The following is an 18,344-nucleotide window of genomic DNA, read 5'->3' on the forward strand; positions in this document are numbered from 1 at the left end:
CTGACTATAATCAATCTGCAAGTAAATCGGCTTCGTCTATCTTTCGAAAAAGGGCTTCTGCCGCCGCGCATTCGTCCATCCTGATGGCCCCGTACAAACATACAATGAGAACATAAGGGCTACAGCCGTAACTACAGAAGATAACGGGAGGAACGAACATGGGGCAAAAGCTCGTGGGAATACTGCTAAATGCCGCTATGCACCGGGGCGTTCCCCGGTTAAAAACGGGACAGGAGTCGCTGGAGAGCTATGAGGAGGCGGCTGCCGCTTACGGATTGACCCCCTGCTTTTTGAAGCTGGCCGACATTGATACAGAATCCGGATTCAGCGTCGCTTATATCAAGGGGTCCCAGGGATATCGCAGAGCCGTAATCCCCACACCGGGTGTAATCCATAACCGGGCAATTTACAGCCAGGGCAGCAGCGGAATCGAGCGGCTGCTTCGGCAGGGCCTTTTGATATACAACACATGCAACCGTTACGGGAAAGAACAGATTCACGGGCTGCTGGAACAGAACGTAGACCTGCAGAGCTATCTGCCGGTTACAACAACAGGGCTCCCGGGTCTCAAGGAGATGATGGACCTCTACCCCGACCTCATCCTCAAACCGTGCCGCGGCAGTATCGGCAAAGGGGTCATGCGTCTTACTCACTTCAGCGGACGGAGCTGGACCTGGAGTTATCTGCCTTCACGTTCTAGCCGATGGGTAAGCAGCTTCGTGGATCAGGATGCTTTGCCACGGATGCTTCGGGCGCGTCTCGCCGCTGAATCCTATCTGGTGCAGGAACGTATCCCGCTGGCTGAAATCGGCGGACGCCCCTTCGATCTCCGGGTCACGGTGCAACGCGGGTGGGGAGGAACTTGGCAGGTGACCGGCATGTTTGCAAAGCTGGCCGCTCCTGGCGGGTTCGTATCCAATATCGCGCGGGGAGGCGAAGCGCTAAGCGCCTCCTATGTGCTGGATCAGGCCTTCCCGGGGGAAGCTGCAGCATACCTTCGAATGACAGTGCAGACTCTCAGCCTCGCCATCGCACGCGAGCTGGAGCACAGTCTTCCCGGGCTTGCCGACATCGGGCTGGACATCGGCATCACCCGCAACAGACGGATTTACTTCATTGAATGCAATGGCCGTGACCAGCGTTATGGATTCCTCAAGGCAGGACTCAGAGGAACCTGGAAAGAAAGCTACCGCAGGCCAATGGCTTACGCCCGGTTCCTGCTCGAAGACGCCTCCCGGTATAACTCTTATTGATTTGTCTCCTATTCTATGTCAATATAATTCAGAGCGGATAAGGCCCCGGGTATGGGGCCTTGTTGCTGCATGATGGAAGGGAGATGTTCATGGTTAAACAATTGCTGCGGCTGATGACGGAACTGTCCTCGCACAGATGGCTTTCCCGGTTGATGGGGGCTTTTTCCCATAGCAGACTCAGCCGTTTTTTGATCCCGGTATTTATTAAGTCCTATCATATTCCCGCTGCTGAAGCGGAGAAGCAGTCCCGGCAATATCATACGCTTAACGAATTTTTCAGCCGGCGGTTGAAGCCGGGGATGCGCCCTGTCGCAAGCGGGGACAATGCCGTAGCCAGTCCGGTGGATGCGATAATTACCGCCATGGGTGAGATTCATTCCGGAACAATTATGAATGTAAAAGGACAGGATTATGAGCTGGAAGAACTGCTTAACCACTCTCCGCACCTGGAGCTGTACAAGAAAGGCTTTTTCTTCGTGCTGTATCTGAGCCCTACGGATTATCACCGGATTCACGCGCCTCTCACCGGGCGCAAAGTCGAGAGTGATCATATCCGCGGCCGGGCTTATCCTGTCAATGAATTCGGCATGAGACATATGAAGGGTGTGCTGAGCCGCAACGAACGTCTTATTACTTATATCGCGGGAGCGAATGGGGAAGCAGCGGTTGTAAAGGTAGGCGCAATGAATGTCAGCAGCATCCGCTACACCGATGAACAGGCCATGGAATGGCAAATCGGCGATGATCTGGCTTATTTTGAATTCGGCTCAACCGTAGTACTGCTGCTGGAGAGCGGCACCTTTACTCCAAGGGCCGGGCTGACAAGCGAGACCAAGGTCAAGATGGGTGAACTGCTGGGAACCTTGCAGCGTCATCTTTAACATTTCATCCTAACCTGACAACGAACATATAAGGGTACTCCGCAAGCCTTGAACAGGCCGGAGTACCCTTTTTCATAGTTCTTATATTTATTACTAATTTCAAGCCTTTGGCTGATGTTTCCTCTTGATTATCAACATGATCCCTCCGATATACATGTAGGACCATACATACATCAGGGGGAACTTTTACATGAACAAATCGAAAGACCGGCTCGGCAAATTCACTAACTTATCTTTAAGGATCAAGCTTCCCGGGCTGATTACCCTGCTGGTAATCGCCAGTGTGCTGGCTATATCCGTCTCAGTGTACAGCTTGGGCTCGGAACTGCTGCTCAAAAAAAGTAAAGACGAGATTACCGCCAACTCTGACCGGATCGGGGAAGGCTTATGGACTGCCGTGCAGCTGCAGAAGGAGGCCTCTTACCTGATTTCATCGCAGGAATTGTTCCGCGCGCTGTTGAATCTGCGGGAGGAGGGAACGTTGTCCGAAACCGAGTTCTTTTCCGGGAAGAACCCTTATTACAGTGCCTCCAATGAGAAGCTTGCTACAATCCTGAAGAACACAAGGGGCAGCCAATCCATGGTCGTCCTTGATGCCAAAGGGACCATTGTTGCCGGAAGCAATAAAGAGACCGTCGGCGAATCACGCTCAGACAGGGAATATTTCCAGAAATCCATAAAAGGCGAGGCTTTTATCAGCGATGCCACGATATCCCAAAGCACAGGCCAGTTGATTATAGCTTTTTCCCGGCCGATTAAGGATTTAAACGGCAAGGTAATCGGCGTGTATTCATCCAACATGAGCTCCGAATTTTTTATAGATAAATTAGGAAAAATTCAAATTAACGGCCACGGCCAGATTGAAATTCTGAGCCGGAGCGGAATCGTGCTGTACAATTCGAAGGATGAGAAAAGAATAGGATTAAAACCTGAAGGTACCGAAGCTCTGCTTAACCTGCAGGCGAAAGACGATATCCTCACCGGAGAAAGTGATCTCGGAACAGAATATCTCCGGTACAACAAGATTCCAGATGCCGACTGGATAGTATCGGTCATTGATTCTTACGAGGATATCAAAATGCCGATTATGTCCATGCTTAAGCAGATTGTCGCCATTTCCATATTGGCCGTGCTGCTCGTTACTGCGATAGGCCTGATAGTATCCAGATCGATCACCCGGCCGATTGTGCAGCTGAGCAAATTGTTCAGACAGCTGGCCTCAGGCGACCTGCAGGTTACTGCCACGGGAAAATATAATAGTGAATTCAAGGAGCTTGCCGACAGCTTTAATACGATGGCTCAGCAGAACAAATTGCTGATTACGAATATGAACACCTCCATTTCCGTGCTTAATTCAAGCACCAAGGATCTGGACGAGTCCTCCAAGCAGACAGCCAAATCGATCGGCGAGACAACGGTAACCACTGCAGAAATTGCCACAGCCATAGAGTCGCAGGCGCATGATACCGAGACGATTGTGGATAAATTCCTCAGCTTCGGCGAGAAATTCGTCTCCATGAATGAAAAAGCCCAATCCGTCAAAGAGCGGGCCGATGAAATTATTGAAGTCTTCCACAGCAGCAATCAGGTTGTAGAAGAGCTGTCCAATATCAGCGAGCAAAACGATGAGGAAGTACAGAAAATCTCTGCGATTACCCTGAAGCTGCAGGAAAGCTCGAGCAGTATCGGCCAGATCACCGGAGCGATCAGCAATATCGCCAAGCAGACAAATCTGCTTGCACTGAACGCCTCTATCGAGGCGGCAAGGGCCGGGGAATATGGACGGGGATTTGCCGTAGTTGCCACTGAAATCCGCAAGCTGGCTGAACAGAGCTCCATCCAGTCCAGTGAAATCAACGGGATCATCGGGCAGAACCTGGCTTTCGTACAGGAAAACCATCAGAGCGTGCAGCAGATTAAGGATATTTCTACACAGCAGGACGAGTATGTAGGCAGAACCCGGCAGGCCTTCCATGCCATTCACCAGAATATTACGGATATCACCGAACAGATTAAGAGCATGGCTGATGACATTGCCCTTATGCAGCATGACAAGGACGAAATGCTGGAATCCACGCAGAATCTGTCGGCATCGGGTGAGCAGGTTTCGGCTTCGGTTGAAGAGGTCACAGCAACAATGCATGAGCAATCTTCCATGGTTCACCGTTTAGCCGATATGGTAGAAACCATTGACGGGTTAACCAAAAGCCTGGCGGAGGCCGCCTCCAAATTCAAGTTGGAATAGCATTACATCTTCATCAGAAAGCAGCAAAAGCAGCAGGTCGCTGTTACAGGGACCTGCTGCTTTCGGGTTTCATGGATGATTTCGTTTAGACAACGCCCGGATACCGCTACTCCGTTACCTTGCTCTGGTTAGCCACCTCACGGGCTTTGGCCTGCACCTCTTCGGGCACGCCGAGATAGAAGCGGCTGATCGGCTTCACATCGTCATCCAGCTTATAGACCAGCGGAACACCGGTCGGAACATTAAGGTCGAGCAGCGCTGTCTCGTCAATGTCCTCCATAAATTTGATCAGCGCCCGCAGGGTGTTGCCATGTGCCGAGATCAGCACCCGCTCTTTCTTGCGGATCAGCGGCACAATCCGCTTGCCCCAGAAATCGCCGACGCGGTGAACGGTATCCTCCAGGCTCTCGCCGCGCGGGATATCCCCGGAGCGCACCTCCTTGTAGCGGATATCGTTTCTGGCATAACGCGGGTCATCCGGCTCCAGCAGCGGCGGACGGACCGACAGGCTGCGCCGCCAGATATGAAGCTGCTCTTCACCATACTTGACCGCAGTCTCACTCTTGCTCAGCCCCTGCAGCGCACCATAATGGCGCTCATTCAGCTTCCATGATTTCTGTACGGGAATCCACAGCAGATCCATTTCCTCCAGCACATAATTAAGTGTCTTGATCGAACGTTTCAGTACAGAAGCGAAGGCCAGATCGAACGTATAGCCTGCTTCCTTCAACAGCTTCCCGGCCGCTTTGGCCTCTTCTATTCCCTTTTCCGTCAGATCGGGATCGCTCCAGCCTGTGAATAAATTCTGACGGTTGTACTCGCTCTCCCCATGCCGTATCAATACGATTTCATACATATTCTTTCTCCTTCCTTAAGCCATTGGTTTGGTCATTTTTTCTGCTGCTCAGTATATGAATTCAGCGGCTCACCGATGCTTTCTCAGGGTTGGGCTGAACAATTGTACGCTCATACAAAAATCCCTTTATCCTTATGCCCCCTGCAGAGATAGAAGAATACACCCCAGTACCGCAAAACAGCGCCCTGTATCTTCTATTCAGAAAGAATCCGCTGGACCCTTTTCTTCTACATGCCAGTCTATGAACCATGAACCATTCAAAAAACCGGACGCCGCAAGGCCCCGGTTCTCCGCTTGTATTTGATACTGCCCTAGTTGTCAGAACCAACAGTCTGTAGCTGCCATGTTATTCTGCTTCAAGCGTCTCCAGCGGTTTCGAAAAACCCCGGCGCCTCCACCTTTACATTCACTATTGCATATTCTGCGTCCTCTAAACATCAGTTATGTTCTCCCTTCCAAGCTGCTATGTAAATCCTCGCATACTAAGTTGCAACGTATTTACCCTTGCAGCAAAAAGCTGAAACAAAAGGAAGAATCAGCGGATTTCAGACGGACTTTTCCCCGTATGCTGCTTGAACTGGCGGCTGAAAAAGAAAATATCGCGATAGCCCAGTGCATCGGCTACCTCGGTGACATTCATCCCGGCATATAGCAGCAGGTGCTGGGCCCGCTCAATCCGGGCACGGATGACATAGGACTGGACCGAGGAACCTGTAATCTCTTTGAATTTGATCGAAAAATACCGTGGCGACAGCCCTGCCCGGGCTGCCAGATCCTCTACCCGGTGCGCCGCTCCGGGATGCTGGCTGACGTAGTTGGCCACCTCGTGGATGACCTCAGCCAGCTGATTGCTGACATGCCGCTCTACCGGCATCACCCGGTCCTCGCGCAGCAGATGAATCATCAGCTGCTTCAAGATCAGCCGCCCCTCCTCTTCTGCAGCGTAGGTCTTCACCAGGAACAGGCGGACATAACGGGCGAGCAGGTGCTCGAATTCCACTGTTTCGGTCAATTCACGATAAGGCTGGGGAATATCCGTGACCTCTTCGGTTACGTCAAAATGAATGTATGTAAGCACTAGCGGCTTTTGCGGATTATGGGTCGCATACGTAAAGTCGCCCGGACGGAACAGGAAGCAGCTTCCCTTTCCTACCTTGAAAGGCACTCCGCTGCGCACAACCGTACCTTCTCCGCTCCAGACATAGAACAGATCATAATTTTGCAGCGGCTTCTCTCTTTTTTGCCACTTCCAGCCCGGTTCGCAGACAATTTTCGCCAGAGCAGGCAGGATCACAAAAGAGGACGGCGATGCATGCAGCATAATATTTCCTCCTAAATTTTTTGTGAGCGTTACCTCACTGAATTAGCTTCGACAAAAAATCGCTTCGAAAGCATATGCTTAAGTTTTGAAAGCATACATTTTCCTTACTCTTATAATACCTTGTCACGTGTATTTTTGCACATCCTTCCAGGCCAGAAGCAGGCGGTTCACCCCTTCTTCCAGTGCCTCAGCATCGAGATGGGAAAAAGAAAAGCAAGCCGCCGGACTCCCCGGGCCTATCCGGTACAGTGCAACGTCGCGGAAGTCTGCGCCTCGCTGCAAAGCCGCTTCACGGAAGGCGGAATACTCCTGTTCCGAGCGCAGCCACCGGGCATAAATATGCAGGCCGGAATCGCCGGGCAACGGCTGAAAGAGCATTCCGAGCCGCTCATTCAGAAGCGCACGGAACATGCGGGCACGCTCCCCGTATATGCGCGTCATCCGCCGCAGATGGCGGCTGTATCCGCCAGTGCTCATGAACCGGGCCAACGCCCGCTGCTCAAGCTGTGCGCCTGGAAGCGGTTCATATAGCGCCTTGGCCGCTGTCACAGGACCCACCAGCGAAGGCGGCAGCACGGCGAACCCGAGCCGTAGCCCGGAGAACACGCTGTTAGAGAAGGAGCCGATATACACCACCCGGTCCTCCCGGTCGAGCGCCTTCAGCGGTTCAATCGGCCGGCCGCCCCAGCGGAACTCGCTGTCATAATCATCCTCGACAATGACCGCCTCCTGCCGCCGGGCCCATTCCAGTAAGCTGCGCCGCCGGTCGAGCGGCAGTACCGCTCCGGTGGGAAATTGGCGGCTCGGCGTCACAAACAGCAGCCGGGCTGCCCAATCCTCGGGCACAAGCCCGCTCTCGTCAACCCGTCCCGGCAGCAGCTTACCGCCGCCAATCTCCACTGCCCGGCGGATGCCATGAAATCCGGGATCTTCCACAACGGCAGTTTCCCCCGGTTCCAACAGCAGCTGCACCAGAAGTACAATGCCCTGCATCGAGCCGCTGAACAGCACGATCTGCTCCGCATCGGCTCGGATTCCCCGGGTAATCCGCAAATGGGCAGCTATTGCCCGCCGCAGGCTCTCCTCCCCTTGCGGCGGACAATAGCCCTCCAGCATCCCGCCTCCCTTGCCTCCGGCATAATTCAGTGCGCTCCGCCACTCGCCGTAAGGAAAATGCTCGATCCGCATGCCACTGCTGCGAAAGCTGATGGCATCTTCACCAGCCTGCCCGTAGATGGAAACTTGGCGATCCATCAGGCGCTCACCCCAAGAGGAAAGCGGGACCGCTCCAGGTTCAAGGAATTCCCGATCAGATGTGCGAATTTCCTCACCGGCCGGATTGAATCCAGCACCGGCCCTTGGTGAATCAACCACCTGATGATCGGTTGAATCCTCCCTGTATACCGGCTCTCCCCCGGCAGCAGGAAAAAAGCTGTCATCTGAAACAAAGGTACCCCGGCCCTTCTCAGTCTTGATGTAACCGTCAGCCAGCAGCATGTCATATACCTGTGATGCTGAACCGCGCGACACAAGATACAGCTCGGCAAGCCGTCTTGTTGACGGCAGCCTTGTCCCCCCGGGAAGTATCCCCTCCAGGATCGCTGCCCGGAGCGCATGATATAACGCCAGATATTTATAACGGTGGATGGCCAGGTACTGGTCATATGGCAGTGTGAAATTCATCTCCCCACCCTTTCCTCAAAAGTGGACTAATAAAATTACTCTAAACCGGTCCTTTTTCATTGTCAATTTATCAACTATTCTAAGTAAACAATTACTCAAGGTAAGTACTCCGCCACTATGATGAAAAGGACGTGTATTATGCGCAGAAAAGAATTTAAGATAGAGCAGGAAGAAGAAGTGGCCCAATTTTTGCAAGAAATGAGCTTTGGTTTTCTCGGTACAAGCGATGAACAGGGACAGCCGCGGGTCACTCCGCTGAATTTCGTCTATATGGAGGGCTGCTTCTATTTCCACGGCAGTCATGCCGGAGGCAAAATGGAGAGCATCCGCCAGCAGGCGCGGGTCTGCTTTACCGTTGCCGACGAATACGCGCTAATCCCCTCTTATTTCAGCGATCCCCATCTCGCTTGCCCTGCCACGGCCTATTTTAAAAGCGTAACTGCTTATGGAGTGGCAGAACTTGTGGAGGCGTCCGCCGAGAAGGCTGCTGTATTGTCCCGGTTTATGAACAAGCTGCAGCCCGAGGGCGGCTTTGATCCTATTGATGCCGAAGATCCGAAATACCGCTCGCGGCTGAAGGGTGTTGCGGTCGTACGAATTGTTCCGGATGAGCTGACAGCCAAATTTAAGTTTGGACAGAATCTGAAAGAAGAGGAACGGGCCGGCATCACCCGGGGTCTGGCGGAGAGAAACGGAGAACGCGATGCTGAAACGATAGAAATGATGAAAAAATACTGCCCCCACCATAGCTGACTTAAGTAATCGAAATTTCTTAAGAGCTATTTTTATATGAAAATACTCCTTCATCTTTGTCCACTCCCGTCAGCAATCTTTTGCATATAGTGGATTGTGGTACAGCCATTAAGAGGAGGAGGGAGAAAAATGAGTCTTTTTTTTCACAATAGCACCAATTCTGCTCTGCGTGTGGCGATTTATTTTCCCGATATGAATAGATGCGGGATACCCATAATAGGAGAGAGAGGTATATTGGCTGCCTGGTACCGTTTGGAGCCTGGTCAAACGAGACGAGTTGTTAGTGGTAGGGTAGGGGGGAGCACATTTTATTATTATGCTGAGAATGTGTCAAGAACTCTTGTATGGTCAGGTAGTTTTCCTATAGATGTTCCTAATAATGGCCACAATGGATGTTGGAGCCGGGATGTACCCGGAAGCTTATGCGCTAATTGCAGAAGACTCAGATTTAGAAGAATTAATATAGAAGAGGGCGTTGTTAACTTTACAATCAACCTTATTACAAGCAGCACCCTAAGAAAAGCTAAGCGAAAAAATGTCCTGACGGCATTACCGACCAAACTCGTAAAAAAAGCACCTAAACCGGTTAACCGCAAGAAACTTTAAAAGTTGAACTAGGACATGTCTTCGAACCGCTTTCCCGCCAAAACCTACTGCTGTATACCCAAGGAATCATGGGTACAATACCATTTTCTGATCACAGGCGGAGAAAGGCATTTCGCTAATAGGCAGTTTTTTCGGCGGAGGCATATGTCTCGGTGTTTCAGAGACTTCGCTCTTCTTCCGAAGACGTGTGTGCGTCCGGGAAGTGTATTCCTTGATCTGAGTACAAACGGACCGAGTTGCACCTATTTTGAGCTTTTAGCCTGTTAAAGCAGGAAAACGGACTCCAGCGCAGTTATTTTCCCCTGATGGCCGCCTTTAGATAGAATGCAGAGCAGATAAGGCCGTCTGGGTCCGCAAAAGAGAATAAACAGGGTTTCTACTCTCCATAGAGTCTCCTGAGTCCGTCCCTCGAGTAAACGAACCCGCTGCGGGCTTTTAGGGGCCCTACTTTACCCTACTTTCATTACTAAATCCGCTGCTTCCCCAGAGATCTTCCAGTTTGAAGAGAGGCTGGCTGGGAAGAACCGGATTCTGCTGTTTCCCCGGTGATTTCTGTTTTCTTGCCCAGAAGGATGTCAGGCGTCAACTTCATCAGTGACGGCAGGGAATCACGGTGATATAATGTTAGGCAATGTTAACGTATATATCCCAGAAGAATACCGGAAGGATGAAACTGATGAATCCACTGGCTGGACAATTAAACGAAAGCATCAAGGCAGGCAATGAACATGTGTACGATATGCTCTCCGATCTTGGCAAGGCGATCTATTTTCCTAAAGAGGGCATCCTGAGCCAATCCGCAGAAGCAACAGCTCACGCCAAGAAATACAATGCAACCATCGGTATTGCTACCGAGAATGGCATGCCTATGCACCTTGGTGTCATTCAGGATAAGCTCTCTGCTTACAGTCCCAAAGACTTGTACGGCTATGCTCCTCCTGCAGGCAAACCAGAGCTGCGAACTGTATGGCGGGAAAAAATGCTCCGTGAAAATCCATCGCTCGAAGACAAATCCTTCGGCAACCCTATCGTTACCAATGCCCTGACGCACGGGCTCAGCATAGTTGCCGATCTGTTCGCAGAACAAGGCGATGCCATCATCTATCCGGACAAGAACTGGGAGAATTACGAGCTGACCTTCGGCATCCGCCGGCTCAGCGAAATCGTCAACTATCCGCTTTTCACTGAAGATATGAAATTCAATAGTGAAGGACTGCTGGAAGCGCTGCTCGCCCAGAAGGGACGCGGCAAAGCTATTGTCCTGCTCAACTTCCCTAATAACCCTACAGGCTATACTCCCGGCCTAAAAGAAGGAGAAGCCATCGTTGCCGCGATTCTGCGCGCTGCCGAGGAAGGCATCAATGTCGTAGTCGTCAGCGATGACGCGTATTTCGGACTTTTCTTCGAGGATTCTCTCAAGGAATCGTTGTTCGGCCGTCTGGCCAATCTCCATCCGCGCGTGCTGGCCGTCAAGATTGACGGGGCCACCAAAGAGGAATTTGTCTGGGGCTTCCGCGTCGGCTTCATCACTTACGCTTCCGAGAACAAGGAGCTGCTTGCAGCACTGGAACAGAAAACGCTCGGCATTATCCGCGCCACTATTTCCAGCGGTGCACACCCGTCTCAGACGTTTGTGCTGGATGCACTGAAGGCCCCGCAGTTCGCCGAACAGAAGGAAGAAAAGTTCCAGATCATGAAAGGCCGTGCCAACAAAGTGAAGGCGCTGCTGGACAGCGGGAAATACGGCGATGACGTATGGACGTATTATCCTTTCAACTCCGGCTACTTTATGTGTCTGAAGCTGCACACTGTATCAGCTGAAGACCTGCGGCTGCATCTGATCCACAATTATGGCCTGGGCACAATCGCCCTGGGCGAAACCGATCTGCGCATCGCCTTCTCCTGTATTGAAGAGGAGCAGCTTGAAGATTTGTTCGACCTGGTTTATGCGGGAATCCGCGATTTGGAAAAAGCCTGACCCCAAAACCATTGATCTCGAAATCAGCTCCGGGTACCCGGAGCTGATTTTTTTTGGCTTTCCCTGCGACATTGGCCTATACACGTTAATCTATCCGCACATACAATACGATGTACTCAAGTACAGCAAACACATTCGAAAGGGGAATGAACATGAGCGAAGAAGTAAGAGGCGGATACGGATACCCTGGATTTACCAGCACAGGTGCAATTTTAGTTCTTTTTATCCTGCTGGTTATCATCAGCCGTTCACTCTTTGTCTAACCGGGAATGACTCTCCCGGGAGGGAGCCTCGGGCTCTCTCCCGTTCCCGCGTGGCAGCATTCCCTATTCTGCTAATCACAAGTGGAAACGGCTTTGCCGTCCTCAAAAGGACGGTATCCGTTTCAGCGAGAAATAGAAGGATAATTTATAGCGTGAAACATATAAACAAAGACGCCTTGACGGGAGCATCCGCTCTTATCAAGGCGTCTTTGTGCTTGGAGCAGAATACAGGCCTGCCGGCATTCCACTCGGGTCTCACCAAAAGTTAGAAATCCTCGTCCACCGCGGCCTCTTTGCGCTTCAAGTATTCCTTGAACACGTAGGCCAATAACACTCCGGCAAGGAAGGTGCCTAGAACAGGCAGCGGACGTTCAGCCGCTGTGGCCAGAAATGGCAGGCCGGTCAGCAAGGCTAGCAGCAAAAGGGCGCGGAAGATGAACTGGTTCGTGCTTTCACCCTTGCTGCCCTCTGGCAGAGGATACACCGACAGCCAGAACGACTCGCTATGCAGCTTGCGCAAAGCCGACAGCTGAATGCCCATGATGAACAGGAAGAACAAGTAAATGCCGCTTCCCACATAGCTGCCGCGATTCCACCAGACCAGCAGCAACGCCAGGACAGCGATCCGCATCACAATGGCGAAGACATCGCCCCGGGCAAAGCTTTTGGTCAGCAGGAAGCGGTAAGCAGCGTTACTCCGCCATGCGATACCGCTCCCCCAGCGTGACAGGTAACGCCGGGCGTATACCCGCTGCTCACGTCCCGGCACATCCACGAACCAGCCGAGAATCATCAAGGCCCTCGACCCCTGGTTCTTCTCCATGGCAATCAGACGCTCCCAGGGAACGGAATGCCGTCCGGGAACAGAGCATGCAGCCAAATATGCCGCCGCCAGGATCAATATGAAGATCAGGGCCCGGAGAGACGGCTGCCACAGCCATGCCGCAATCATTAATCCGCCTACTGCCCAGCGCAGCAGGTTGTAGGCCGCTGCGGCCGGGCGGGATATCATTGCGGTTTCCCGCCATAGCCCGTAGCTGGACAGCAATTTCACCAGAATCAGAATGAGGACGGTAGCAAACAGACTCCTAGGCGATTCATCCGTACGTATGTACAAGGGCCAGACGGTGATCAGTACAAACAGCAGGCGCACAATTTTCCACACATTACCGCTTACCCAGCTACGGGCAAAATATTCCTTCATCCGGTGTCCCTGCGGAAGCAGAAATATAGTATCCGGACTCTGCAGATACGTCCGGAAGCTGCTGTGCACTGCCGCAGGCAGCAGCAGGACCAGCATAACCCAGCGGATCGGAATCCCTGACGGAGTATCCCGAAGCAGCGAAGTATACCAGGCCGAGAAGACAATCAGCAGCAGAAGCAAGAGCATCGCTACACCGCTCTTAATGACATACCCCACATAAGGCAGCATGCTTCCCATAAACCGGCTGCGCCGCTGCCGGCGCAGCTCCTTTAAATCCATATCATTTCCCTCCCTGAACCAATTCGTAGAACAGCTGCTCCAAGTTCAAGCCCTGCAGCCCTGCAGCTGCGGTCATCTCTGCAAGCGTGCCTTCGGCAATAACCTTGCCGCGGTGCAGCACGATAAAGCGGTCGCAGTAGTTCTCGATTGTGGAAAGGATATGGGAGCTCAGCAGGATCGACGCCCCCTTTTTTTTCAAATCCAGCATGAAGTCGAGCAGAGAGCGGATGCCCAGCGGATCCAGGCCAAGAAAGGGCTCATCAATGACATACAGTGCCGGACGTGCCACGAAAGCGCACATAATCATCACTTTCTGCTTCATGCCTTTGGATAAATGGGAGGACAATGTATCCATCTTGTCCTCCATATTAAAGAGTGCGGCCAGCTGCCCGCTGCGGGATTCATAGTCGCTGCGCTCCACGCTGTAGGCTCTGGCAGTGAATTCAACATGCTCGCGGACCGTCATTTCCTCGTAAAGCAGAGGAGATTCCGGCACAAATGACAATGCGCTGTGATACCCCTCCGGGTCAGCACTGCGGGTTTTGCCCTTCACGGTAATTTCACCTTTATGGGGCGACATCAGGCCGAGGATATGTTTCATTGTCGTACTTTTTCCGGCTCCGTTCAAACCGATCAGTCCAACCATTTCACCGGGCTGCACCTGAAGGCCGATATCATGAAGCACCGGCTTGTTCAGGCTATACCCACCACTTAAGCCCGTAATCTCGAGTACGGGGGCTGTATTCATTGACCGTCACCTCTCGGGGTTTTGTTCTTGAGCCATTTCGGGGCTCCCTTGTTCTTGCGGTTCTTCTCACGTTCCGCACTGCTGCTGCGCGGTTTACCCGCAGGAGCTGAACCGCCGCGCCCGCCTGCAGCCGGGCCCGTACCGTGGTGCCCTTCGCGCCGCATTTCTCCGCCTGCGGCAGTTCCCGCCTGGCCCTGCCGCGGCAAGGCCGGTTTGATGGCCGCATCGGCCTGCACAGCCGATGTCCGTACAGGCGGCTTGCCGCTGCGCGGTGCGGCGCCTTCCTTGCGCGGGGTGGCACTTTCCCCGCGCCCGCGTTCGCCGCCGCCCAGCGGGCTGCGGGCTTCATCAGCCGCCATAACCTTGCCGGCGACCATTTCCTTCTCCTCAAGCGTGATATTCAGCTCTCGGGCGAATTTGCGCATAATGAACGTCTGCTGCTCCGTTACAATGGAGACCGACAGTCCGCGGCGTCCCATACGTCCCGTACGCCCTGCCCGGTGCACATAATGCTCCGAGTCAAACGCCGGATCAAAGCTCACTACCAGCGTCAGATTCTCGATATCCAGGCCACGGGCCGCCACATCGCTCGCCACCAGCACGCGGAACTTGCCGTCACGGAACCGGGTAAGCACATTGCTGCGTGTCACCTTATCCGCATCCCCATAGATCGCCGCCGCCGTAAGCCCAAGATGGTTCAGCTTTGCTTCCACCTCGGCAATGTCCTCGGTAGCATTCACGAACACTATCGCCCGCTGCGGGTTGTAATGGCGGATGACCCGGCGCAGCATATCAATCTTGTTCCGTTCCTCAGCCACCACATAGTGATGCTCAAGGCTCTGTGCCGTCATCACTCCGGGATCAATGCCGACCTCAGCCGGGTTCTTCATCTCCCGTGCAGCTAGCGCCTGGGTCTCCGGTCCGATGGTCGCAGACAGCATGACCAATTGGCGCGTGCGCAGCGCGCTGCTGACGATCTTCGCCACTTCACCGGCTCCGCTGAGCTGGAACATCTGGTCCGCCTCATCGATGATGATCGTGCTGACCTCATGCATTTTCAGCTTGCGGAGGCCGATCAGCTCCCGTACGCGTCCAGGAGTGCCCACTACGAGTTGGGGATGCTCGCGCAGCTTGTCAATCTGGCGTTTGATCGCCGCTCCGCCGATCAGGCCCATCGCCTTGATCCCCCGGTGGGACCCATAACGCTCGGCCTCACGGAGGATTTGCATCGCCAGCTCCTGGGTTGGTGCCAGCACCAGCTTTTGGACTACCCGGTGCTCCGGGTTAATCCCTTGAATCAGCGGCAGCAGGTACGCCAAGGTTTTGCCGGTACCTGTCTGGGAAGCAGCCAGCACATCCCTCCCCTCCAGCAGAAGCGGGATCGTCTGCTCCTGTACCGGAGATGGATCAGTAATGCCGAATTCCGACAATCTGGCAACAAGGTCCTCCTGGATGCCGATGGCCGCAAAAGAAGCTTTATTCATAATTGTAATTCATCCTTTTCGCTTAAGTTAATATCTTCATTATATGCCAAAAAGGCCTCTCCACCAAATGGAAGGCCGTCTATGCAAGGATAAGCTGTAATTAGCGCAGGCTAGACCTGCAAAAATGACTGCCGCCCTGCAGAATGACGACAGACACCCGCTGATGAAACCTTTATTTTCTGTTCATAACGTTATAGGTCAGCTTATCCGCCAGCCGTGGAAACAAAGCATACAGCCGGATGCCGAAGCCCGCCAGACCGGGCAGGTCTACTTCCTCTTTGCCTTTCTCCATCAGCTTGACGATCTTGGAGGACACATGTTGTGGTGTCATCATCATCCGGGCTACACTTTTCTCGTATTTGCCTGATGGATCAGCCGTTTTGAAAAAGTCGGTGGCAATCGGCCCCGGGTTCACCGCCGAAACGATAATCCCGCTCTTCCGGAGTTCCTGGCGAAGCGCATTCGTGAAACCGAGAACCGCATGTTTGGTTGCTGTGTAAGCAACGGCACGGGCTGTACCAATCTTGCCGGCCATGGAAGCCACATTAACAATCTGCCCGCTTCCCCGCTGCAGCATATGCGGAACTACAGCCTTCGTACAACGTACAATGCCCATATAGTTTACATCCATCATATCATCGAATTCCTGGGGTTCCATCTCGGTAAAACCGGCGAATTTGCCGTATCCGGCGTTGTTGAGCAGGATATCGATCCTGCCGTACACCGCCAGAATTTCGCCAAAGGTCCGCTTCACTTCCGCCTCATCTCTGACATCGCAGGTGTACAGTCCAAAAACGCCCGGAATACCGGCCGCCGTTTCTTTCAGTTTATCTTCCGAACGGGCCAGAAGAATAGGGACAGCCCCACGCTTGCTGAGCATTTGCGCTGTCAGCGCCCCGATCCCGCTTGAAGCCCCTGTTATAACAACAATCTTGTCTTTAAGTTGCATGAAAATCTTCAGCTCCCAATTGTCCGCCTAAGAGATCATCACTTGGATATCAAGTTCCCCGATGCCTTCCATCAAGAGCGGGATGCTCAGTGCTCTGCGCGGCAGTACAGACATGCCCTCACTCTTCATTAGCTTGGGCGGAGTAATATCCACAGTTACACCTTGGTTGGAAAGAATCGTACTGGCATTTCCGCTGATCATGTTGCCCAGTTCCGAAATCGCGCTCTGCCCCATCTCGTCCATCTCTGTAATCACGTAACCGCCCATCATGGCCGATACCATTTTCAGTGCAACCTGCTCTGCAATCCCAAAGATAATATTTCCGCTTAATTGACCCGTCATACCCACTTGAATCCATATATGATTATCGATAAGTTCAATATCCTTAATGCCCAGATTACCGGTGGATGGCGAGACTTGTATAACCTGCTCAATTACAATGCGTGCAGACTCTAAAAACGGATTAATTACTTCTGCTTTCATTAAGATGTGTCCCCCCTCTACCAGTCTTTAGTCATATACCGAAAGTCCTATTCAATAATTTATAATTATACTTCATATATCGGCATTATTCACCAAAAATTAATGGGGGTGTCTAAGGAAATCACAAGATAGTTTGCCTGGCAACATTGCTCTGCCGGAAGGAATCTCCTATAATTTAATCAAATGCCAACAACCGGCGTAAGATATAACTGCATATCCACATTCAATCCGGCTATGGACCGAAGTGAATTCCTGCATTATTGCGGAGACCCGAGCACCTATAAAAGTCTTATTGATCAGGCACCAATCAGCTATGCCGTCCCGGGAAAATCGTCCGTTGTTCCCATTACAGGGCGAAGCGGCAGCATTATCCGGTAGTCAAAAAGGGGGGCAAGTCCATGAACATCAGCCAGCTCGAAACGCTGATTACGATCTCCAAAACGATGAGCTTCCGCAAGGCAGGTGAGTTGCTTAACCTGACCCAGCCTGCAGTTTCGGCACAAATCAAAAGTCTGGAAGAAGAGTTCAAGACTCAGCTCGTTGACCGTAACCAGCCCGTTACCTTGACGGACAGAGGCAAAGTGTTCCTTACGCATGCAGAGCAGATCGTGAGTATTGTCGAAGAGCTTAAGCAGCGCCTTGCGGATCTTGATGAGAATCCCCAAGGGCATATTATTCTCGGAACGACCACCTCCATTGCCATTCAAATCCTGCCGCGTATCCTGTCCTATTTTCAAGACCAGTTTCCGCATATCAAAACTTCGATTTCCTCGATGTCTTCATCACAAATCTATCAGCATGTCGAAAACGGCCTGGTCGATGTCGGCATCGGTTATCTGATTGGACGGAGTCCTGCCATGACCACTTCTGTGCTGTATTATGATACTTTTGAACTGGTTGTTTCCCCAAGGCATCCTTTGGCCCAGGTCAAATCGGCCGGGATTGAAGCCCTGGGTAAAACACCGCTCATCCTCCTGTCTCCCGACACGGTCGGCCGCAAATTCGCCGATGAGGTGTTCGCAAAACACGGCATCCAGCCGCAGGTCATCATGGAGCTGACCAGCAGCGAGGAGGTTAAGCGGATGGTCGAGCTTGATCTCGGCGCAGCCATTATCTCCAAACAGTCAGTTACAGCAGAGGTCCGCAGCGGCACACTCAAAATCGTGCCGATTATCGAACTAGAGGTCACGCATCCCGTAGGTGTCATTACCAAGTCCGGCAAATATGTCAATTCGGCCATGAGGCAATTCTTAAGCGATCTAAAGGGCATGCCGGAAACCCAATTTATCGGCTCGGAGTAGAGCCTCGCAGAGCTTTGAATCCATCTGTCGGAGCTGTTCCCAAAGTCCGATACTTCA

17 protein-coding genes are annotated in these 18,344 nt (G+C 52.5%); 9 read left to right on the forward strand and 8 right to left on the reverse strand.

Annotation, left to right across the window (positions count from 1 at the left end):
- Nucleotides 1-158 precede the first annotated feature (158 nt).
- From NST07_RS28440 to NST07_RS28450, 3 genes are all read left to right on the forward strand, one after another.
- Nucleotides 159-1,253: a YheC/YheD family protein gene (locus NST07_RS28440; protein WP_341096020.1), complete on the forward strand. Its 1,095-nt coding sequence runs from the start codon at nucleotides 159-161 to the stop codon at nucleotides 1,251-1,253.
- An 89-nt stretch (nucleotides 1,254-1,342) separates the two neighbouring features.
- On the forward strand, nucleotides 1,343-2,134 hold the full coding sequence (gene asd, locus NST07_RS28445; protein ID WP_341379714.1) for an archaetidylserine decarboxylase: 792 nt from the start codon (nucleotides 1,343-1,345) through the stop codon (nucleotides 2,132-2,134).
- 190 nt (nucleotides 2,135-2,324) lie between these two features.
- Complete coding sequence (locus NST07_RS28450; protein WP_341096022.1) at nucleotides 2,325-4,379, forward strand: methyl-accepting chemotaxis protein; 2,055 nt, start codon at nucleotides 2,325-2,327, stop codon at nucleotides 4,377-4,379.
- A 106-nt stretch (nucleotides 4,380-4,485) separates the two neighbouring features.
- On the opposite strand, the gene gpmA is transcribed toward NST07_RS28450, so the two are convergent.
- The 3 genes from gpmA to NST07_RS28465 form a co-directional block, all read right to left on the reverse strand.
- On the reverse strand, nucleotides 4,486-5,235 hold the full coding sequence (gpmA, locus tag NST07_RS28455) for a 2,3-diphosphoglycerate-dependent phosphoglycerate mutase (protein WP_038596044.1): 750 nt from the start codon (nucleotides 5,233-5,235) through the stop codon (nucleotides 4,486-4,488).
- Between the two features lie 535 nt (nucleotides 5,236-5,770).
- Nucleotides 5,771-6,556 carry an AraC family transcriptional regulator gene (locus NST07_RS28460; protein ID WP_038596047.1) on the reverse strand — a complete coding sequence of 262 codons (786 nt, stop codon included), beginning with the start codon at nucleotides 6,554-6,556 and terminating at the stop codon, nucleotides 5,771-5,773.
- Between the two features lie 123 nt (nucleotides 6,557-6,679).
- A complete protein-coding gene (locus NST07_RS28465) occupies nucleotides 6,680-8,239 on the reverse strand; it encodes a PLP-dependent aminotransferase family protein (protein ID WP_342480608.1) in 1,560 nt (519 codons plus the stop codon).
- A gap of 138 nt (nucleotides 8,240-8,377) precedes the next feature.
- Here NST07_RS28465 and NST07_RS28470 point away from each other — a divergent pair, with 138 nt between their 5' ends.
- The 4 genes from NST07_RS28470 (at nucleotide 8,378) to NST07_RS28485 (ending at nucleotide 11,839) form a co-directional block, all read left to right on the forward strand.
- Nucleotides 8,378-8,992, forward strand: a complete 615-nt coding sequence (locus tag NST07_RS28470; RefSeq protein ID WP_341096025.1) for a pyridoxamine 5'-phosphate oxidase family protein — start codon at nucleotides 8,378-8,380, stop codon at nucleotides 8,990-8,992.
- Between the two features lie 129 nt (nucleotides 8,993-9,121).
- Entirely contained in the window at nucleotides 9,122-9,598 is a 477-nt protein-coding gene (locus NST07_RS28475) for a DUF1036 domain-containing protein (RefSeq protein ID WP_341096026.1), read from the forward strand.
- A 676-nt stretch (nucleotides 9,599-10,274) separates the two neighbouring features.
- On the forward strand, nucleotides 10,275-11,576 hold the full coding sequence (locus NST07_RS28480; RefSeq protein ID WP_341096027.1) for an aminotransferase class I/II-fold pyridoxal phosphate-dependent enzyme: 1,302 nt from the start codon (nucleotides 10,275-10,277) through the stop codon (nucleotides 11,574-11,576).
- Nucleotides 11,577-11,728: 152 nt separating this feature from the next.
- Nucleotides 11,729-11,839 carry a hypothetical protein gene (locus tag NST07_RS28485; RefSeq protein ID WP_020429695.1) on the forward strand — a complete coding sequence of 37 codons (111 nt, stop codon included), beginning with the start codon at nucleotides 11,729-11,731 and terminating at the stop codon, nucleotides 11,837-11,839.
- Between the two features lie 265 nt (nucleotides 11,840-12,104).
- Here the strand turns inward: NST07_RS28485 and NST07_RS28490 are convergent, their stop codons facing one another.
- The 5 genes from NST07_RS28490 to NST07_RS28510 all read right to left on the reverse strand — a co-directional run bounded on the left by NST07_RS28490 (nucleotide 12,105) and on the right by NST07_RS28510 (nucleotide 16,986).
- Nucleotides 12,105-13,322 (reverse strand): ABC transporter permease, encoded by a 1,218-nt coding sequence (locus tag NST07_RS28490; RefSeq protein WP_342480609.1) that lies wholly within the window; start codon nucleotides 13,320-13,322, stop codon nucleotides 12,105-12,107.
- A gap of 1 nt (nucleotide 13,323) precedes the next feature.
- Entirely contained in the window at nucleotides 13,324-14,070 is a 747-nt protein-coding gene (locus tag NST07_RS28495; RefSeq protein WP_342480610.1) for an ABC transporter ATP-binding protein, read from the reverse strand.
- Nucleotides 14,067-15,554: a DEAD/DEAH box helicase gene (locus tag NST07_RS28500; protein ID WP_341096030.1), complete on the reverse strand. Its 1,488-nt coding sequence runs from the start codon at nucleotides 15,552-15,554 to the stop codon at nucleotides 14,067-14,069. Before NST07_RS28500 ends, NST07_RS28495 begins: the two co-directional genes overlap by 4 nt.
- Nucleotides 15,555-15,726: 172 nt before the next feature.
- Nucleotides 15,727-16,503: an SDR family oxidoreductase gene (locus tag NST07_RS28505; protein WP_341096032.1), complete on the reverse strand. Its 777-nt coding sequence runs from the start codon at nucleotides 16,501-16,503 to the stop codon at nucleotides 15,727-15,729.
- 27 nt (nucleotides 16,504-16,530) lie between these two features.
- Nucleotides 16,531-16,986 carry a chemotaxis protein CheX gene (locus NST07_RS28510; RefSeq protein ID WP_341096034.1) on the reverse strand — a complete coding sequence of 152 codons (456 nt, stop codon included), beginning with the start codon at nucleotides 16,984-16,986 and terminating at the stop codon, nucleotides 16,531-16,533.
- A gap of 234 nt (nucleotides 16,987-17,220) precedes the next feature.
- On the opposite strand from NST07_RS28510, the gene NST07_RS28515 reads away from it, so the two are divergent.
- Nucleotides 17,221-17,364: a hypothetical protein gene (locus NST07_RS28515; RefSeq protein WP_341379718.1), complete on the forward strand. Its 144-nt coding sequence runs from the start codon at nucleotides 17,221-17,223 to the stop codon at nucleotides 17,362-17,364.
- 20 nt (nucleotides 17,365-17,384) lie between these two features.
- Nucleotides 17,385-18,287: a LysR family transcriptional regulator gene (locus NST07_RS28520; RefSeq protein WP_340896738.1), complete on the forward strand. Its 903-nt coding sequence runs from the start codon at nucleotides 17,385-17,387 to the stop codon at nucleotides 18,285-18,287.
- The last annotated feature ends 57 nt before the right edge of the window (nucleotides 18,288-18,344 follow it).

The sequence above is a fragment of the Paenibacillus sp. FSL L8-0340 genome, assembly GCF_038593145.1.
GTDB lineage: Bacteria > Bacillota > Bacilli > Paenibacillales > Paenibacillaceae > Paenibacillus_AQ.